We start from the raw sequence: 16,576 nt of genomic DNA, 5'->3' as shown, positions 1-16,576 counted from the left end.
CAGGCTATTACATTATTTGATAAGCTATTTAATAAGTTACTTAATAAGCTACTTAATAACTTTAAGGGTAGGTTTACCCTTTTTAGGTGGAACAGGTGCGTCTTTCACGTCGCTTGCATCAGCATCTTCCAGCGACGTCGGGCCGCTAGGTTGAGAAACATCTTCAGATGTTTCTGGACGCTCTTGCTGCGCACGAGCCACATCTTCTTCAGTGGCGAATACCGTACCTGCACCATTTTCTCTTGCGTAAATAGCCATTACCGCTTCACAAGGCATACTTAATCTTCTAGGTTGCCCAGAGAAGCGCGCTTGAAACGATAAGCCATCTAAATCAAGAGAAAAGTTAACACACGCACTAGGTGATACGTTTAAAACGATCTGACCGTCTTTAACGAATTCCTGCGGCACTTCAACCAACTCGTTGGTTGCATCTACCACAATGTACGGCGTTAAGTCGTTATCAACAATCCACTCATAAAAAGCCCTAAGCAAATAGGGCTGGTTTGACGTCATAGATGTCATAGCGGGTTGTGGATCTCACGCTCTTGGTCAGTCAAAGACGCTTTAAATGAACTACGAGAGAAAATACGGTTCATGTAAGCGTTAATTTCTTTGCTGCCAGCACCGTTTAGTTCAATACCTAGTGCAGGTAAACGCCATAATAGCGGAGCAAGGTAGCAATCAACTAAGCTGAACTCTTCGCTCATAAAGTAAGGCATTTCACCAAATACAGGCGCAAGAGATAGCAAAGCTTCACGCAGCTCATTACGTGCTGCTTCTACATCACCTTCGCCACGGAAAATACGGGCAGCAAGCGAGTACCAGTCTTGCTCGATGCGGTGCATCATAAGGCGGCTCTGACCACGTGATACTGGGTAAACCGGCATAAGTGGTGGATGAGGGAAACGCTCATCAAGGTATTCCATGATGATGTGCGACTTGTAAAGTACAAGCTCGCGATCAACTAGAGTTGGAACAGTACCGTAAGGGTTAAGCTCCAACAGATCTTCAGACAAGTTGCTAGGATCTGTGTAGCTGATTTCAACACCCACACCTTTTTCTGCCAACACAATACGCACCTGGTGGCTATAAATATCAATTGTGTCAGAGAACAACGTCATAATAGAACGTTTATTCGCGGCTACGGCCATTCAATTTCCTCCGTCGAGAAACAAGTTTACGCTTACAAACGGTAAGCTTATTACGTTAACTCGTGCTACCTGAAGACCCTATTTACTAGGATTTTCAGATAGCACGAGTAAATACCAAAAAAGGGGGCGAGAAGCCCCCTTTTCATATTATACATAAATCTGTGCGATTAGTGCACTTCTCGCCAGTATTCTTTCTTCAGTAAGTAAACAAATACAAACAATACTGCGATAAAGATAAGTACCCACTTACCGATTTTGTGAGATTCAAGTTTAGAAGGCTCACCTGTGTACTCTAGGAAGTTCACGATATCGGCAACAGCTTGGTCGTACTCGTCAGGAGACATTGCACCAGTACCATCTGACTTAATGCCTACATAACGCTTAACCATCTCTCCATCAACCATTTGCTCTTCATAAGTACGTGTTGGTGTACCTTGAAGTGGTTGAAGTACGTGTGGCATACCTACTTCTGGGAATACTGTGTTGTTCACACCAAATGGGCGGCTTTCGTCAACATAGAAAGAGCGCAGGTAAGTGTAAATCCAGTCTTCGCCACGAACACGAGCCACTAGCGTTAGGTCTGGTGGAGCAGCACCGAACCAGCCAGCAGCGGCTTCTTCTGGCATTGCACGAGTGATGTAGTCAGACACTTTTTCACCCGTGAACTGCAGGTATTCTTGACCTAGTTCGTCAGGAATACCCAAGTCTTGGAATGAACGCTGATAGCGCTGATACTTCATTGAGTGACAGCCTAAGCAGTAGTTCATGAACAATTGTGCACCGCGTTGTAAAGACGCCTTATCGGTTAAATCGATAGGGGCTTTATCTAGGTGTACGTTCCCGCCTGCCGCAAGCGCTACGCCAGGTAGGAAGAAGGCTAAAAAGCACATCATTTTTTTCATTTAGAAATCCTCTCTGGCACAGGTTTAGTGTTTTCGTTTTTGCTGTACAAGAACAGTGCTACGAAGAAACCGAAGTACATTACCGTTGCAACTTGCGACGCAATGATTTTCCAGTTTTCTTGTGGCGTACCACCTAGGTAACCTAGGAAGATAAACACAATTGCAAACACGATAAGGTTCACTTTGTGTAGGCCACAACGATAGCGCCATGACTTAACACGACCACGGTCTAACCAAGGTAGAGCAAATAGCGCAGCAATTGCACCGAACATCGCTAATACACCGAATAGCTTATCAGGAACCGCTTTTAGTACTGCGTAGAACGGTGTGAAGTACCAAACAGGGAAGATATGCTCAGGTGTTTTAAGTGGGTTAGCAATTTCAAAGTTAGGGTGCTCTAGGAATTTACCGCCCATTTCAGGGGCAAAGAACAGCACGTAAGTGAACAATGCTAAGAATACACAGAACGCCACAAGGTCTTTAAGTACGATGTGTGGGAAGAACGGTAGTACATCGTCAGCAATATCGTACTTGCTTGTGTAGTATTCATGAATTTCATACTTCGTCTTTTCAGACTCAGGTAGTGAACCTTTCTTGTGCTTGATAGCGATACCATCAGGGTTGTTAGAACCCACTTCGTGAAGTGCAATAATGTGAAGAAACACAAGAATAACGATAACCAACGGCAACGCAATAACGTGTAATGCGAAGAAGCGGTTTAGTGTTGCGCCAGAGATAACGTAGTCACCTTGTAGCCAAATAACAAGGTCAGGACCAACAACAGGAATAGCACCAAATAGTGATACAATTACCTGCGCACCCCAGTAAGACATTTGTCCCCAAGGTAGAACGTAACCCATGAAAGCTTCTGCCATAAGCGCTAGGTAAATAAACATACCAAACACCCATAGAAGCTCACGAGGCTTCTGGTAAGAGCCGTAAATCATGCCACGGAACATGTGTAGATATACCACAATAAAGAACGCTGATGCGCCAGTACTGTGCATGTAACGAATGATCCAACCGTAGTCGATCTCACGCATGATGTATTCAACAGAAGCAAATGCGCCTTCTGAAGATGGAACGAAGTTCATGGTCAACCAAATACCAGTAACAATCTGGTTGACCAAAACGATAGTTGCTAGAAAACCGAACACATACCAGAAGTTCATGTTCTTTGGAGCAGGATATTGAAGAGCGTGCATATTCGCAACGCGCATCATTGGGATGCGTTCTTCAATCCAACCTAGGAAAGCATTCATATTACACGGCCTCCGCTTCTGAACCGATGATGATGTTATTGTCATCAACGAATTGATATGGCGGTACAACCAGGTTCAACGGTGCAGGAACGTTTTGGAATACACGTCCAGCCATGTCGAATTTCGAACCGTGGCACGGGCAGAAGAATCCATCTGGAACGCCTTCAACCACTTCTTCAAATGCACCGTCTTTAAGATGCTGTGGAGAACAACCCAGGTGAGTACAGATACCAACAAGGATAAGGTACTCTTCCTTCATTGAACGGAAACGGTTTTGAGCAAAGGCAGGCTGCTGCTCAGCTTCAGAGTTAGGATCTTTCAGCTTATCTTCGTGCGCGCCTAGTTCTTCAAGAATTTCAGGCGTACGACGTACAATCCACACAGGCTTGCTTCGCCACATCACACGTACTAACTGTCCAGGCTCAATCCCGCTGATATCTACTTCAACGTCAGCACCGGCGGCTTTCGCTTTGGCGCTTGGATTCCAGGACGCAATAAAAGGCACAGCAGCACCAACGACACCTACACCACCAACTACCGACGTGGCAACGGTCAAGAACCGACGACGAGTGTTGTTTTCTGGCTGGTTTTCATTGTGTGCAGACTCTGTTGCATCTACAGATACATTGCTCATCCACATTTCTCCAGGTTTGGATAATTATGATGTGTAACCCAAGCTTATACTGGTTTTATCACGCTTGCGTCATGCATCATATGGCTTGTCATGACAGCGACGTAACAGCAAAAATTTACTGATTTACGAAGTCACGAAAGTTTTCAAAATTTTCGACCGCAAATGATAAAAGAAAAGCCCTTATAAACACAAGGTTTTACTGATATTTAAGCGATAATTTAATTCAAAAGGTGTGTTTAGGTTTAGTGAGGGAAAGGCCTAAAATCAAGGTTTTGGACAATATTAGGTAAGATAGCGGCTACAAATTAAACCTTTGTTATGAAAAATAGAACCACGCAAGCTTTGCTTTGTAGCAAGGCACAAAGGCTCTCAGTAAAACACAGGCAATAAAAAACCCGGCATAAGCCGGGTTTTTGCAAATACAAAAAACGTAAAAATTAACGCTTTGAGAATTGTGGACGCTTACGCGCTTTGTGTAGACCAACTTTCTTACGTTCAACGCGACGTGCGTCACGAGTAACGAAGCCAGCTTTACGAAGTGCTGGACGTAGTGCTTCATCATACTCCATAAGAGCACGAGTAAGACCGTGACGGATTGCACCCGCTTGACCGTTAGAACCACCACCTTTAACAGTGATGTATACGTCAAACTTTTCAGTCATTTCAACAAGTTCAAGTGGCTGACGAACAACCATGCACTCTGTTTCACGACCAAAGTACTCGTCAAGAGCGCGTTGGTTTACTTTAATGCTACCTGTGCCTGGACGTAGGAACACACGAGCAGTAGAACTTTTGCGGCGGCCTGTGCCGTAGTATTGAGTATCTGCCATGTTAATAGCTCCTTAAATGTCCAAAACTTGTGGTTGCTGTGCGGTGTGCTTGTGCTCTGCACCTGCGTAAACTTTCATTTTACGGAACATTGCGCGACCTAGAGGGCCTTTTGGCAACATGCCTTTAACTGCTTTTTCAATAACCATTTCTGGCTTGTGAGCAATTAGTTTTTCAAAGTTTGTCTCTTTAAGACCACCTGGGTAACCAGAGTGCGCATAGTACATTTTGTCTTGCGCTTTACGGCCTGTTACCGCAACTTTCTCAGCATTGATTACTACGATGTAATCACCAGTGTCCACGTGAGGTGTGTACTCTGGCTTGTGCTTACCACGAAGGCGTAGTGCGATTTCAGAAGCCAAACGGCCTAGAGTTTTGTCTGTGGCGTCTACCACATACCAGTCACGTTGTACCGTTTCTGGCTTAGCAACAAAAGTTTTCATTTTCAAATTCACCCGAATAATATCGTCGTTACTGATTTCTGAACACCAGAAATCACCTTAAAATCAACACAATGACCCCTTCGAGCCGGCTGATTCTTCCACCTTCCCAAAGGTGGGCGTAACTGGGCAGGGCGCGAATTATACAGGAATTGAAGGAAATGCGAACCCCTAAGAACAAAAAATATGGATAAAATTCCATCATCTGCCGATGACATAGAAACCGATTTGAGGTAACGTCAAAACGTTGTATTTGGAACCGTTATAAAAACAAAATGAAAATGTCTCGCTTCGTAGCTTCAATGATGATGCTACACACGCTACTTATGGCCAGTGTAAATGCTGAGGAGTTAGTATATACACGTGCGTTTGCCGATGATGATTATGGAAGTTATCACGTAGCTGTACTCAATGCAGTTTTCGCAGCAACACCTGAATACGGTGATGTTGCTTTAATCCCTCACCCCCATCCTATGAGTCAGAGTCGTCAGCTTGTTACTTTGCTAAAGGGCGATGCGGATGTAATGTGGAGTGTCACCAACAGTAACCGAGAGCAGCGTCTTCTGCCCATTAAGTTACCACTGCTGAAAGGTTATTCAGGTTATCGCGTATTGGTGATTAACCCTTCTGAGCAGGCCAGTTTTGCCCAACAAACCGGCGAAGCATTAAAGCAATCAACCATGGTTCAAGGCGCAGATTGGCCAGATTTAAATGTACTTAAAGCAAATGGCTATAACGTAAGCGGTGAAGATTGGAGCCTTTGGTTCCATTCTATGTACTCTATGGTAGATAAGGGACTAGTTGACGCTTTCCCGAGAAATATCATTGAAGTACACCGCGATTTAGAACGCCACAAAGATAAGCATGTCTCTTTAGAGCAGTTCCACCTATTAAAATACCCCAACTATGAGTACTTTTTTGTTAGCCCAGATAACCCTGCCCTCGCGAATAGATTGAGATTAGGTCTTGTCCGGATTCTAGATGATGGAGAACTCGAATGTATCTTCGATAGCTTCGAAGGGCACAGAAAAGCAGAAATGCTTGCCGATGCTGAAATTAGAAAAATTCACGAGCTCGGCAACCCAACAATACCTTATAAACTAGATTACGCGCGGTGGGACAAATACAAAGATTTAGCAATACGCGCGCTCGAAAAAGAGATGTCAGAGTAAAACACTAAGCACTTAAGGTTTTCTTAAGGTCTCTCGTTTAGTGTTTTGATTTGTTTTTTTATCAATGAGTTTTTTATGCGTGTACTGCTTGTAGAGGACGATAGGCCGTTGTCTGACGCCCTCGCCCTTTCACTAAAGAATGCCAACTTCACGATAGACTGTGTTTATTCAGGCGCAGATGCTCTTGCAACACTTAGAGCGGGCCAAAGTGACATTATCATTCTTGACTTGGGTTTACCCGACACTGATGGCCTCGACGTACTAAAATCTATTCGAAAGAAAAACGCAACGCTTCCTGTGTTGATATTAACTGCACGGGATAAAACACTAGACAAAATCTCTGGCTTAGACGCAGGCGCCGACGACTACTTACCTAAACCGTTTGAAATAGAAGAACTGTTAGCTAGGATTAGAGTACTTGAGCGTCGTCTGAGCACAGCATCTCACACCATTGTTAGTGTTAAGAATGTCAGCCTTGATACTGCCCATCATACGCTTACTATCGACAATCAAAACGTTCACTTACCTCGACGTGAACTCATGCTACTAAAAGCGCTTATTGAAAACGCAGGGCGCATACTGAGTAAAGATCAGCTGGAAAATAAACTTTATGAGTGGGGAGAGGAAGTGGCAAGCAACACAATAGAAGTACACGTGAGTAATTTGCGTAAGAAAATGCCTCCTGAGTTTATTAAGACTATTCGAGGCGTCGGTTATTGCATTTCAAAATCGGGGGAGTGAATTGTCTTCAATTCGCCGCTTTCTAATTCTTACACTGATCAGCGCGCTTGTTTTAGTGATATTTAGTGCAGCACTTAAAGGCTACCGCGCAACGCTGGGTATATCGAATACCTTGTTAGATAACGAGTTAGTTGAGCTATCCCGCGCAATCTCATATGTAGATAGCGGCACCCGCACACAGCAACAGACACTTTTCTTCCAGGTATGGAAACAAGGTACACTGGCCAGCTCATCTACTAATGCGTTAAGCACGCCATTAACCAGCTTCTCCGAGGGCTTTTCTGAAGTAAACGCACTGGGTACACGCTGGCGGGTACATACTCGGTTTAACCCGAATAATGATAGCTGGTATATGGTGGCTCAACCCGTAAGTAGTCGCTTCACTTTAACTGACTCGCTAACTGTAGCCGCCATCACCCCTTTTATAATTAGTGTGCCTATTCTTGCATTCATTCTCTTTTTTGGCATTACTTGGGGACTATCGCCGTTAAAACACCTATCAAAACTCCTTGCCAGCCGACAGGGTAATGATTTTTCTACCATTGCGTTATCCCGTGAGCCCAGTGAACTTAGCCCTGTTGTTAGTACGTTAAACACTATGTTCACGCGACTAAATTCAGCGTTCGAACGAGAGCAGCAATTCGCATCAAACGCAGCGCATGAGCTTAGAACTCCGCTCAGCGTGATGAAAATAAACATTCACAATATAGCGAACGAGTTAGGTGAAAAAGGCCACGTGTTAGCTCCCCTTAAAGCAGACACTGACAGAATGATCCACGCGGTAAATCAATTCCTTTTGCTTACTCGCACCAGTCCAGAAACGTTTGCAGAACAGCGAGAACCTGTAAATGTGCACGTGGTCGCGCAAGAGGTAATTAGTGACCTATACGGCGCTATTGAAAATAAAAACCAAGAAATAGCACTGGAAGGAAAAGAGGCCTGGTTGCTAAGTTCTCAATTTGTCCTTTACACCTTGCTTCAGAACTTAGTGAGCAATGCGAGTAAATACTCGCCTTGCGGTGCACAAATAATAATTAAGATTGAACGACGGAAAGACGAGCTTATTTTAAGCGTCTGTGATTCTGGGCCAGGTATCCCTGCTGACCAGCGCGCTGTCGTGCTAAACCGATTCAAAAGAGCATCTAACAGCTCCCCTCATTCGGGAAGCGGCTTGGGGCTAGCCATTGTAGAACAAATCGTTGTATTACACGGGGCTGAGCTCTCTTTAGATGAAAGTTCGCTCGGGGGATTAGAAGTTAGGGTGGCATTTTCCAATGACTACATACTCTAAAATTTCTGTATTCTTTTTTTCAGCCCTTTGTGCTTTTTATACGCCCCTTGCATTCGCTTTACCTGAAGTGGTGGTGGAAATTAAAGAGCACTTATTTTTTCCTCAGGAAGTGATTGTGCCCGCAGGGCAAAAGGTAAAGCTAACCTTTGTTAATTTCGATGATACTCCCGAAGAAATAGATAGCTTTTCCTTGAACAGAGAAAAAGTGATATTTGCGAAAAGCCGAGGGACCATCTTTATTGGTCCATTAAAAGCCGGTGAATATCCGTTTTTCGGCGAGTTTCATCCCAACAGCGCAGTAGGAAAGGTAATAGTTAAAAGCAAAGAGGACATATTAAATGCTAATTAATACGGTTGTCCTCTTCTTGCGTGACACCTTGCCTATATTCCTGCTCATTAGTGTATTGCTGGCGCTGCCGCGTGTGTCTACGCTTGCCGTTGCGTGGCGGGTGTTGCTGCTAGTATTGCTCGCTGTATTTACCTCCCCCCAGCTAGGACTGGTATCGCAGCTATCAGAAGGTGCCGGATTTGAGTATCTCAAATCAATACTGTTTTTTATTGCCTGGTTGGGTATGTGCCTTGTTGTACTTTTGCCGTCACGTATGTCGAATAGGTTCAGTCTAGGCCTCACCCTGCTAGTAATAGGTATTGGTTTACCCAATTCGCTGCACTTTTTAGTTTATTTTGTTTCCGAGTTATCACGTAATAGTGATAGTACGTTATTGCTCTTGGGCACTATCATTGGTCTGGGTATAAGTATTAGCATCGCGATTCTACTTAATATTTTGCTCACCCACTTTGTTAGCAAGCGAGCAACATACTTTTTTGCAACCACATTTGTGGCAGCTCAAACCGCTAATATCGCATTATTATTGGAACAAACTGATACCTTCCCATCGCCAAGGCAGCTATGGGATAGCAGCACAATAATTAGCGACAATAGCGAATATGGTCATCTTCTGAATTCTCTCGTTGGCTATGAGGCTACGCCCTCGACGAGCTATTTATTGGTGTTTTTCTTCGCACTTATCATGCCTAATTTAATCGCTTTCTTTTCTTCAAAAAAGAGATTCTCTGATGAAATTCAGGAGGTCGCACAGTGAGACGTTTTCTCCTTACTGCTATCGCATTATGCGCCGTGTTTTCAAGTAACGGTTATGCAGATAATTTTACCGTGGATAAGGTTTATCACCCTTATGTATTACCCTTTGAACGTGAATTTGAGTGGCGACTTACCTCAAGACAAAATGACGATGGCAATGTTTTAATGCAACGCTTCTCATTCGGCCATGCACTTTCAGAGTTTATGATCCTAGAGACATACCTTGTCGGTGCGCGGGATGAAAATCAAGATTTTGGCTTAGAAAGCTACGAAGTAGAGTTACGCTGGATGATGACTGAACAAGGGCGATACTGGGCTGACTGGGCAACGCTGTTTGAGCTGGAAAAGCAGCACAATACCGATGACTGGGCAGTTAAAGCGGGGATATTAACAGAAAAAGAGTTTGGCCAATTCAGTTTAACAACTAACATTAGCTTGGTGTACGAGTGGGGTCAAACTGTTGAGAATGAATGGGAAAGCGAATTTAAAGCCAAGTTTAGGTATCGCTGGATCCCTGAAGTACAACCTGGATTGGAAGTGTATGTAGCAGAGGATTTTATCGGGGTTGGTCCAGCATTCATGGGTATAAAACGCTTTGACCGACAGCAGCAGTTAAAATGGGAACTGGGCTTTATTGCCGGACTAAATGGTGACAGTAAAGATCACACACTTCGCATGTCGTTGGAATACGAATTTTAATGCAAGTTTGCAATTTAGCGCCTAACTTAAGCTTTCCTTAAGGTTCAACATTTAAAGTGCACGTCATTCGATGATTTACCAAATATTCTTATGCACCAGTTTGACGTCAGTGTTGTTTTACCTGCTAAAAATGAAGCCAAAAACCTTTCTGCTTTGTTACGAGAAATTGCAGAGGTGGTTCCAAGTACAACAACAGAAATTATTGTTGTTAATGACGGTAGCAGCGACGACTCCCTATCCTTGCTGCATAACCTTTCAAGTACCTTGCCGGTAAGTTGTCGTGTCATCGTCCACCCTATAAGCTGCGGTCAAAGCACTTCGGTTTTTCACGGCGTTTTACAGGCAAAAGGCAAGTGGATCATCACCCTTGATGCTGATGGGCAAAACGATCCTGCTGATATACCGCGACTGATTCGCGCAGCTAAAGAGACTAATGCAGCGCACTTCTGCGTTATAGGACATCGTAAAAAGCGAAAAGATACCCCGTGGAAGCGATTTCAGTCTAAAGTTGCCAATCGTGTTCGCCAGTGGATCCTACAAGACGACACACCAGACACGGGCTGTGGCTTGAAACTCCTCCCAAGAAGTACCTTTTTACTTTTGCCCTACTTCGACCATATGCACCGATATATTCCCGCTTTAACTAAAAGGCTTGGGGGAGAAGTGGTATGTGTATCGGTTAATCATCGCGCGCGCTTAGAAGGTAAATCAAATTACACAGCGTGGAATCGTGGCTGGGCAGGGATCATCGATATGCTTGGCGTCAGATGGCTAATGTACAGAAATAAGCTTAATCACATTGCCAGCGGAATTGGTCATGAAGACTAATCTTCGCCGCCTCAAGAGCTTCATACAGTTTTTCATCGGGGCAGCAAGCATCGCGCTTATCTGCTATGTGTCGCTTGAAGTCACTGGTGAAGTATGGAAGCACGGTGATGATACAGATTGGTTGAATGCCTATATTTCAAATTTAAATTGGCAATCGCTGTGCATGATACTGAGTGGTTGTGTTGTACTTTTAACCATGGGCTTTCCCCGTCAGGCTGTCAGTTTTTTTTGCGGAGTGGGCTTTGGCGCATTGCAGGGAGGGTTAATTGCTTTGTTGCTAACGGTATTGTCTGCATGTATCGCCTATGCATTAGCAAATGGCCCTCTGCGCTCACTTGCCGTCCGTCTTTTAGGTACAAAATTAAAGCCTGTTGAAAACAAACTGGCCAAGCGAAGTTTTCGCAATGTGCTAATTATTCGTTTATTCCCTGTTGGCTCTAACTTAATCACAAACGCCGTCGCAGGTGTGCTAAGCGTTCCGTTTGTCCCGTTTATTGTTGCAAGTGCAATCGGTTTTGCGCCTCAAACTTTTTTGTTTACCTTGCTTGGAAGCGGTTCTCGATTTGTCAGCTCCCTCGAACAGCCTTTACAAATTGGTGGCTTAATCATTAGCTTTCTTCTACTTCTATCCCTATCAGGCATTTCTCGTAGGAGTGAGCCGTCGTGAGGCTTATGCTTAATTCAAATAGCCATGCATCTACCCTGTTCTTTTTTGCCTGTGCTCTGATATTTGTTGGCCTGGGTTTCAGAGATGCTTGGCCCCCCGATGAGCCTCGATTCGCATTGGTCGCAAAAGAGATGGTGAACAGCGGACAGTGGCTTGTGCCCATGCGCGGTGGCGAAATTTATCCAGACAAGCCCCCTGTGTTTATGTGGTGTATTGCCTTCTTTTACCTTATAACGGGTAGCCTGAAGGTGGCTATGCTCCTACCTAACGCTATCGCAAGCCTTGTCACTTTGGGGTTAACCTACAAGCTATCGCTAAGACTTGCCAATGAAAAAGCGGCAATGTTGAGTACGCTCGTACTACTACTGAGCCCTCAGTTTCTTATTCAAGCCAAATTCGCTCAAATAGATGCCCTTGTCGCCTGCTTTATCTGGATTGGCGTCTACGGACTCATTCAGCACTTTTATGTGCATGTTAATTGGCGGTGGTACTTTGCAGCATGGCTCTTTATGGGGCTTGGGATCATAACCAAAGGCGTTGGCTTTTTACCTGTTCTGTTATTTATCCCCATTGCATTTTTCGCATTTACCAACGGCTTACATCGCGGCAAGTGGTCATTGCGCATGTTGTTTGGCCCCTTAATCATGCTATCAGTTGTGGCGATGTGGCTTGCACCTCTGCTTTATCTTGGTTTGATAAAACAAGAGCCTCAAATACAACAATACTTGTCGAACATTTTGTTTAAACAAACGGCTGAGCGATATGCCAATGCCTGGCACCACATAGAGCCCTGGTATTACTATATTGTTGAAGTTATTCCTGTATTTTGGATAACTCCAATTGCCATACTTGTATCAAAAGCTAAGTCGTTAAAAGATGTACTTATTCACAATCCCGCTTACTCATCCTTGTTGATATGGGTAATATTGGTTGTCATTTTCTTTAGTATCAGCCCAGGTAAACGTGGTGTTTATGTGCTACCGGCACTGCCTGCGTTGAGTATGGTTGCAGGTCTGGTACTTGCGAATTCGACTGTATCAAGAGGGTTGGTGCTTTTTGCGCGCGCAGTTACTTCGTTAATATCTGCCGTTTTATTGATTGCTGGCTTAGCACTGCTTTTTCACGAGCCCACCGCTGCTAAGCTGATGACGCGCTTTGACAGCGACAGCGAAACCCTTGTTCGTTTAAGCATAGTATTACTTGTACTCGGATTCGCTGGGCTTTGTACTCATATTGTCTACTATGTTTGCAATAAAAAGCGCAACGCAGGGGATGGAGAATTACTCGCCCGCCAATTACTGGCATGGCTTTTTATTTTAACTGTAATTCCTTCCACATTCGGTGCATGGCTGCTAAATGACTACCGTACTCCCCGTATAGTCCTTCAAAATGCAGAAAGCCAAATAAGTAATATGTTGACGAAGGATTCAACTGCCTTCGATGTAGGGATAGTCAGCTTTAAAGAACAGTATTTGCTTTATTCACCCTTTGAAATGGCTCATTTTGGTTACCATACCCCTAAAGAAGTAGAAAACGGTACAGCGTGGGCTTGGTTGACCGATACTTCCGAGCCTTACCGCGAGCAGACAAAGGTTTCAGGCCGGCGGGTTAGACCGCCAATACGTCAACGCTTTTTGTTGGTTCCAAGTGACTACAAATTTCAATGTGTAGACTTATCACAAGCCACTTCACTGGGTGTAGCCCACCGTGACGAATGGTTGTTGCTTCCTGCCACTGCTGCGAACGCTACCTGTGATTTACCGGCTAACGGCCCAGTTTTTAATAGCTATGACGGCTCAAGCGATTAATTAGCTTGAGCGTTCTTAACGTTTTGGGCTGACATTTATAAAAGTTTTTCCCACTTAAGGTTCTCTTAAGGTCTCGCGTAAATACTCATAACATCGCAAAACCAATGAGCATGTTTATGAGTCACGTTTTAGCTTCTGTTCCAACCCAGGTTGCTAGTCAGCAATCTGCGATTGTCTCAAAGGAAAAGCCCGCTATAACCTTTATCGCGGCAAAACATGGACATAATGCCCGCCGCCGTATTGAAGCGTTTATAGCGAGTGGTTTTAAAGCTCGCTACAACGCACGAGTGACTTCCTTTATGCCTATGCTGTTTGCTCTTGACGCTAAGGGAGTTAAAGCCGCCGCAGGCGCAAGGTTTGCCGTCTATGATGGTCAGTATAATTCTCTTTTTATAGAGCAATACCTTAACACTTCGGTAGAAACTGCCCTCACCCTACAAGGGATAACCGTAAACAGAGCGCATATTGCTGAAGTTGGTAACCTTTTTAGCAGTGCATCACGCTATACCCTCCCCTTGTTATTTGCCCTGTTCTTCGTTTTAAAACGATGTGGTAGCAAATATCTGGTTTTCAGTGCGACCTCACAGCTCACCTCTTTACTCAGGGGCGCGGGTATTCAACTCCTCCCTCTTGTTAAAGCCGATGTGTCAAAACTTAAAGGGAATAGCGATGATTGGGGCACCTATTATGACACCGCGCCTCAGGTTACTGCCCTGTCGCTACATCACGTAACCCAACACATTATTGGCTGCCCTAAACTTAATGCTCATTACCAACGTGCAATTGAGCTTATTTCCGCAAATGTGGATGCGTTAACGCAAAATATCTGTACAAAAAAGGAAACAGCGTATGTTGCTTAATCAGTATATAAATGGGCACGATGATGACGTTGCGCTTAAATGCAAAGACGGTTCAATGACTTACCGCGCCCTTTTGAGCGCCGTCGAGAACCTCGCAAGCTGGATAACAAACCACAATGCCGAGAGGGTGGGCATTGCCTTTGACAATAGCTTTGCATGGGTGATTGCTGATTTAGCCTGCCAACAGGCTAACGTCTGCTGCGTCCCCGTTCCGCTATTTTTTAGCGCTTCCCAACAAGTACATGTATTGAATGAGAGCCAGTGTCACTTTTTATTAACCAAACGCGGTGGTGAACTAAGTGAATGGAGTGAGTCACCGACTATTATTGATAGCGAAAATGACATTGTCGCTCATCCACTCAAACATGACTCTCGTGTATACACACCTGTAGGTACCAACAAAATAACCTTTACTTCTGGCTCTACGGGCTCACCGAAAGGCGTGTGCCTGTCAACTGAATCGCAATGGAAAGTTGCCCATTCTATTGAGCGTGCTGTTCAACCAGAAATAGTTAACCACCTGTGTTTACTGCCATTGTCCACCCTACTTGAAAATATTGCAGGTGTTTACGCCCCTCTGTACCACGGCGGCACGGTTTATTTAGCCACGGCATCTGAGCGCGGATTTCAAGGAAGCAAACTCGTCAATCCAAACGCACTGCTGTCACTGATAGACCGCGTTCAACCATCGTCTGTGATTTTGGTGCCCGACTTGCTAATGGTGCTAGTACAGGCATGTAATCAGGGCTGGACACCACCTTCATCACTAATGTTCATTGCTGTTGGCGGTGCACATGTAGCGCCCACTTTGCTGGCGCAAGCCCAAGCGAAGGGATTACCAGTATTTGAAGGTTATGGCTTATCTGAAGCGGTATCAGTATCAACATTGAACACGCCCAATTGCAATACGATGGGCAGTGCCGGAAAAACGCTTGGTCATAATCAACTGCACATCGAAGAAGGTGAAATTGTAGTTACAGGCAACCACTTTCTTGGCTATCTGAATCAACCTTCCTCATTTTATCCGACCCAGGTCAGAACCGGCGATTTAGGCTTTTTTTCTGACAACACACTTACGCTGAATGGGCGTATAAAAAACATAATGGTGAACAGCTTTGGCAGAAATGTATCGCCAGAGTGGATTGAATCTTTACTGCTGGGAACAGGACTGTTTAGGCAGGCTTTGGTGTATTGCGAAGCTAAACCCCACTGTGTCGCGCTCCTCGTACCCGCTTCCAATACTATTTCTAATACACAGATTCAAAGCACCGTGGCGCTTATCAATAAGCAGTTACCTGACTATGCGCAAGTTGTTAATTTCGCCACCATCGATCTTTGTACGCCAGAAAACCAACTGCTTACCCCAACGGGAAAACTGAAACGTGACGCAATAATTGCCCGCTACGCGACTGACTTAGACTCGCTCTACCAGGGCCAAGACCAACACCAGTATAGCGTTCAAAGTACAACAGCATTTTCTTCTCAATTTGTTATCAAGGAATAATTTATGAATTTCTATCAGCAACTTCAAAGCAACACCGAACATGCCAGACAGTCATTCTTACAGGCGCCGATTATACAACGCTGCTTTAACGGTGATTTTAACCTAAACGACTATATTGCCTTTCTTCAACAGGCTTATCATCACGTTAAGTTTACTGTTCCCCTGCTTATGGCTACAGGTGCCAAACTCAACGAAGATAAGGAATGGCTAAGAGAAGCAATTGGTGAATACATTGAAGAAGAAATGGGTCACCAAGAGTGGATCCTTAACGACCTTGCAGCCTGTGGCGTTGATAAAGAACAGGCGAGGATAAGTCACCCTGCACCCGCCACCGAATTAATGGTTGCCTATGCTTTTGATGCAATAGCACGCAAAAGCCCACTGTATTTCTTCGGCATGGTATTCGTTTTAGAGGGCACAAGTATTGCGCTTGCCGACGCGGCTGCAAAACAAATCAAAGACAAGTTATCTCTGCCTAAATCAGCGTTTAAATACCTTACCTCTCACGGTGCGCTAGACCAAGAGCACATTGTTTTCTTTGAAGGGCTTATGAACAAAATTACTGACCCCAAAGAGCAGCAAATGATCATTCACAGCGCGAACATGTTTTATCGCTTATACGGAGATATCTTTCGCGAATTAACACCTGAACACGGCTTGGAACAGGTTGCTTGAATTCAAGTGGTG

General features: G+C 44.5%; 19 protein-coding genes. 12 read left to right on the top strand and 7 right to left on the bottom strand.

Annotation, left to right across the window (positions count from 1 at the left end; translation table 11 throughout):
- Nucleotides 1-48 precede the first annotated feature (48 nt).
- From MHN02_RS05820 to rplM, 7 genes are all read right to left on the bottom strand, one after another.
- Nucleotides 49-522 (bottom strand): ClpXP protease specificity-enhancing factor, encoded by a 474-nt coding sequence (locus tag MHN02_RS05820; protein ID WP_014948334.1) that lies wholly within the window; start codon nt 520-522, stop codon nt 49-51.
- Nucleotides 519-1,151 (bottom strand): stringent starvation protein SspA, encoded by a 633-nt coding sequence (gene sspA / locus MHN02_RS05815; protein WP_012517332.1) that lies wholly within the window; start codon nt 1,149-1,151, stop codon nt 519-521. The genes MHN02_RS05820 and sspA overlap by 4 nt, the downstream gene beginning before the upstream one ends.
- Nucleotides 1,152-1,318: 167 nt before the next feature.
- Nucleotides 1,319-2,053 (bottom strand): cytochrome c1, encoded by a 735-nt coding sequence (locus MHN02_RS05810; RefSeq protein ID WP_014948333.1) that lies wholly within the window; start codon nt 2,051-2,053, stop codon nt 1,319-1,321.
- The gene (locus tag MHN02_RS05805) at nt 2,050-3,315 is read right to left on the bottom strand and encodes a cytochrome bc complex cytochrome b subunit (protein WP_014948332.1); all 1,266 of its coding nucleotides are present in this window, start codon (nt 3,313-3,315) and stop codon (nt 2,050-2,052) included. Before MHN02_RS05805 ends, MHN02_RS05810 begins: the two co-directional genes overlap by 4 nt.
- A 1-nt stretch (nt 3,316) precedes the next feature.
- Nucleotides 3,317-3,949 (bottom strand): ubiquinol-cytochrome c reductase iron-sulfur subunit, encoded by a 633-nt coding sequence (gene petA, locus MHN02_RS05800; protein WP_014948331.1) that lies wholly within the window; start codon nt 3,947-3,949, stop codon nt 3,317-3,319.
- Between the two features lie 437 nt (nt 3,950-4,386).
- Nucleotides 4,387-4,779: a 30S ribosomal protein S9 gene (rpsI, locus tag MHN02_RS05795; protein WP_014948330.1), complete on the bottom strand. Its 393-nt coding sequence runs from the start codon at nt 4,777-4,779 to the stop codon at nt 4,387-4,389.
- Between the two features lie 12 nt (nt 4,780-4,791).
- The gene (rplM, locus tag MHN02_RS05790; protein WP_014948329.1) at nt 4,792-5,220 is read right to left on the bottom strand and encodes a 50S ribosomal protein L13; all 429 of its coding nucleotides are present in this window, start codon (nt 5,218-5,220) and stop codon (nt 4,792-4,794) included.
- Nucleotides 5,221-5,492: 272 nt separating this feature from the next.
- On the opposite strand from rplM, the gene MHN02_RS05785 reads away from it, so the two are divergent.
- The 12 genes from MHN02_RS05785 to MHN02_RS05730 all read left to right on the top strand — a co-directional run bounded on the left by MHN02_RS05785 (nt 5,493) and on the right by MHN02_RS05730 (nt 16,564).
- Complete coding sequence (locus MHN02_RS05785) at nt 5,493-6,389, top strand: hypothetical protein (RefSeq protein ID WP_336246501.1); 897 nt, start codon at nt 5,493-5,495, stop codon at nt 6,387-6,389.
- A gap of 75 nt (nt 6,390-6,464) precedes the next feature.
- A complete protein-coding gene (locus MHN02_RS05780; RefSeq protein ID WP_239245038.1) occupies nt 6,465-7,130 on the top strand; it encodes a response regulator transcription factor in 666 nt (221 codons plus the stop codon).
- A gap of 1 nt (nt 7,131) precedes the next feature.
- The gene (locus tag MHN02_RS05775; RefSeq protein ID WP_239245036.1) at nt 7,132-8,421 is read left to right on the top strand and encodes an ATP-binding protein; all 1,290 of its coding nucleotides are present in this window, start codon (nt 7,132-7,134) and stop codon (nt 8,419-8,421) included.
- Entirely contained in the window at nt 8,405-8,770 is a 366-nt protein-coding gene (locus MHN02_RS05770; RefSeq protein WP_239245034.1) for a cupredoxin domain-containing protein, read from the top strand. The genes MHN02_RS05775 and MHN02_RS05770 overlap by 17 nt, the downstream gene beginning before the upstream one ends.
- Nucleotides 8,760-9,524, top strand: a complete 765-nt coding sequence (locus MHN02_RS05765; protein ID WP_239245032.1) for an FTR1 family iron permease — start codon at nt 8,760-8,762, stop codon at nt 9,522-9,524. Before MHN02_RS05770 ends, MHN02_RS05765 begins: the two co-directional genes overlap by 11 nt.
- Nucleotides 9,521-10,222: a hypothetical protein gene (locus tag MHN02_RS05760; RefSeq protein ID WP_061094253.1), complete on the top strand. Its 702-nt coding sequence runs from the start codon at nt 9,521-9,523 to the stop codon at nt 10,220-10,222. The genes MHN02_RS05765 and MHN02_RS05760 overlap by 4 nt, the downstream gene beginning before the upstream one ends.
- A gap of 90 nt (nt 10,223-10,312) precedes the next feature.
- On the top strand, nt 10,313-11,050 hold the full coding sequence (locus MHN02_RS05755) for a glycosyltransferase family 2 protein (protein WP_061094252.1): 738 nt from the start codon (nt 10,313-10,315) through the stop codon (nt 11,048-11,050).
- Entirely contained in the window at nt 11,040-11,717 is a 678-nt protein-coding gene (locus tag MHN02_RS05750; protein ID WP_239245029.1) for a VTT domain-containing protein, read from the top strand. Before MHN02_RS05755 ends, MHN02_RS05750 begins: the two co-directional genes overlap by 11 nt.
- A gap of 5 nt (nt 11,718-11,722) precedes the next feature.
- Entirely contained in the window at nt 11,723-13,525 is a 1,803-nt protein-coding gene (locus MHN02_RS05745; protein WP_239245026.1) for a glycosyltransferase family 39 protein, read from the top strand.
- A gap of 116 nt (nt 13,526-13,641) precedes the next feature.
- Nucleotides 13,642-14,385, top strand: coding sequence for a thermostable hemolysin (locus MHN02_RS05740; RefSeq protein WP_239245024.1), 744 nt, complete (start codon nt 13,642-13,644; stop codon nt 14,383-14,385).
- A complete protein-coding gene (locus MHN02_RS05735) occupies nt 14,375-15,889 on the top strand; it encodes an AMP-binding protein (protein ID WP_239245022.1) in 1,515 nt (504 codons plus the stop codon). The genes MHN02_RS05740 and MHN02_RS05735 overlap by 11 nt, the downstream gene beginning before the upstream one ends.
- Nucleotides 15,890-15,892: 3 nt before the next feature.
- Nucleotides 15,893-16,564, top strand: a complete 672-nt coding sequence (locus MHN02_RS05730; protein ID WP_239245020.1) for an iron-containing redox enzyme family protein — start codon at nt 15,893-15,895, stop codon at nt 16,562-16,564.
- Nucleotides 16,565-16,576 lie beyond the last annotated feature (12 nt).

This window comes from Alteromonas sp. CNT1-28, assembly GCF_022348345.1.
GTDB classification, from domain to species: Bacteria; Pseudomonadota; Gammaproteobacteria; order Enterobacterales; family Alteromonadaceae; genus Alteromonas; species Alteromonas macleodii.
This window is presented reverse-complemented; position numbering and strand designations above follow the sequence as displayed.

Bases quoted from the DNA above. Each gene is read 5' to 3' on its own strand.
- MHN02_RS05805 (WP_014948332.1), bottom strand. From the start codon at position 3,315: ATGAATGCTTTCCTAGGTTGGATTGAAGAACGCATCCCAATGATGCGC.
- rpsI (WP_014948330.1), bottom strand. From the start codon at position 4,779: ATGGCAGATACTCAATACTACGGCACAGGCCGCCGCAAAAGTTCTACT.
- MHN02_RS05780 (WP_239245038.1), top strand. From the start codon at position 6,465: ATGCGTGTACTGCTTGTAGAGGACGATAGGCCGTTGTCTGACGCCCTC.
- MHN02_RS05740 (WP_239245024.1), top strand. From the start codon at position 13,642: ATGAGTCACGTTTTAGCTTCTGTTCCAACCCAGGTTGCTAGTCAGCAA.
- MHN02_RS05750 (WP_239245029.1), top strand. From the start codon at position 11,040: ATGAAGACTAATCTTCGCCGCCTCAAGAGCTTCATACAGTTTTTCATC.
- sspA (WP_012517332.1), bottom strand. From the start codon at position 1,151: ATGGCCGTAGCCGCGAATAAACGTTCTATTATGACGTTGTTCTCTGAC.
- MHN02_RS05810 (WP_014948333.1), bottom strand. From the start codon at position 2,053: ATGAAAAAAATGATGTGCTTTTTAGCCTTCTTCCTACCTGGCGTAGCG.
- MHN02_RS05820 (WP_014948334.1), bottom strand. From the start codon at position 522: ATGACATCTATGACGTCAAACCAGCCCTATTTGCTTAGGGCTTTTTAT.
- rplM (WP_014948329.1), bottom strand. From the start codon at position 5,220: ATGAAAACTTTTGTTGCTAAGCCAGAAACGGTACAACGTGACTGGTAT.
- MHN02_RS05745 (WP_239245026.1), top strand. From the start codon at position 11,723: ATGCTTAATTCAAATAGCCATGCATCTACCCTGTTCTTTTTTGCCTGT.
- MHN02_RS05765 (WP_239245032.1), top strand. From the start codon at position 8,760: ATGCTAATTAATACGGTTGTCCTCTTCTTGCGTGACACCTTGCCTATA.
- petA (WP_014948331.1), bottom strand. From the start codon at position 3,949: ATGAGCAATGTATCTGTAGATGCAACAGAGTCTGCACACAATGAAAAC.
- MHN02_RS05755 (WP_061094252.1), top strand. From the start codon at position 10,313: ATGCACCAGTTTGACGTCAGTGTTGTTTTACCTGCTAAAAATGAAGCC.
- MHN02_RS05785 (WP_336246501.1), top strand. From the start codon at position 5,493: ATGAAAATGTCTCGCTTCGTAGCTTCAATGATGATGCTACACACGCTA.
- MHN02_RS05730 (WP_239245020.1), top strand. From the start codon at position 15,893: ATGAATTTCTATCAGCAACTTCAAAGCAACACCGAACATGCCAGACAG.
- MHN02_RS05735 (WP_239245022.1), top strand. From the start codon at position 14,375: ATGTTGCTTAATCAGTATATAAATGGGCACGATGATGACGTTGCGCTT.
- MHN02_RS05770 (WP_239245034.1), top strand. From the start codon at position 8,405: ATGACTACATACTCTAAAATTTCTGTATTCTTTTTTTCAGCCCTTTGT.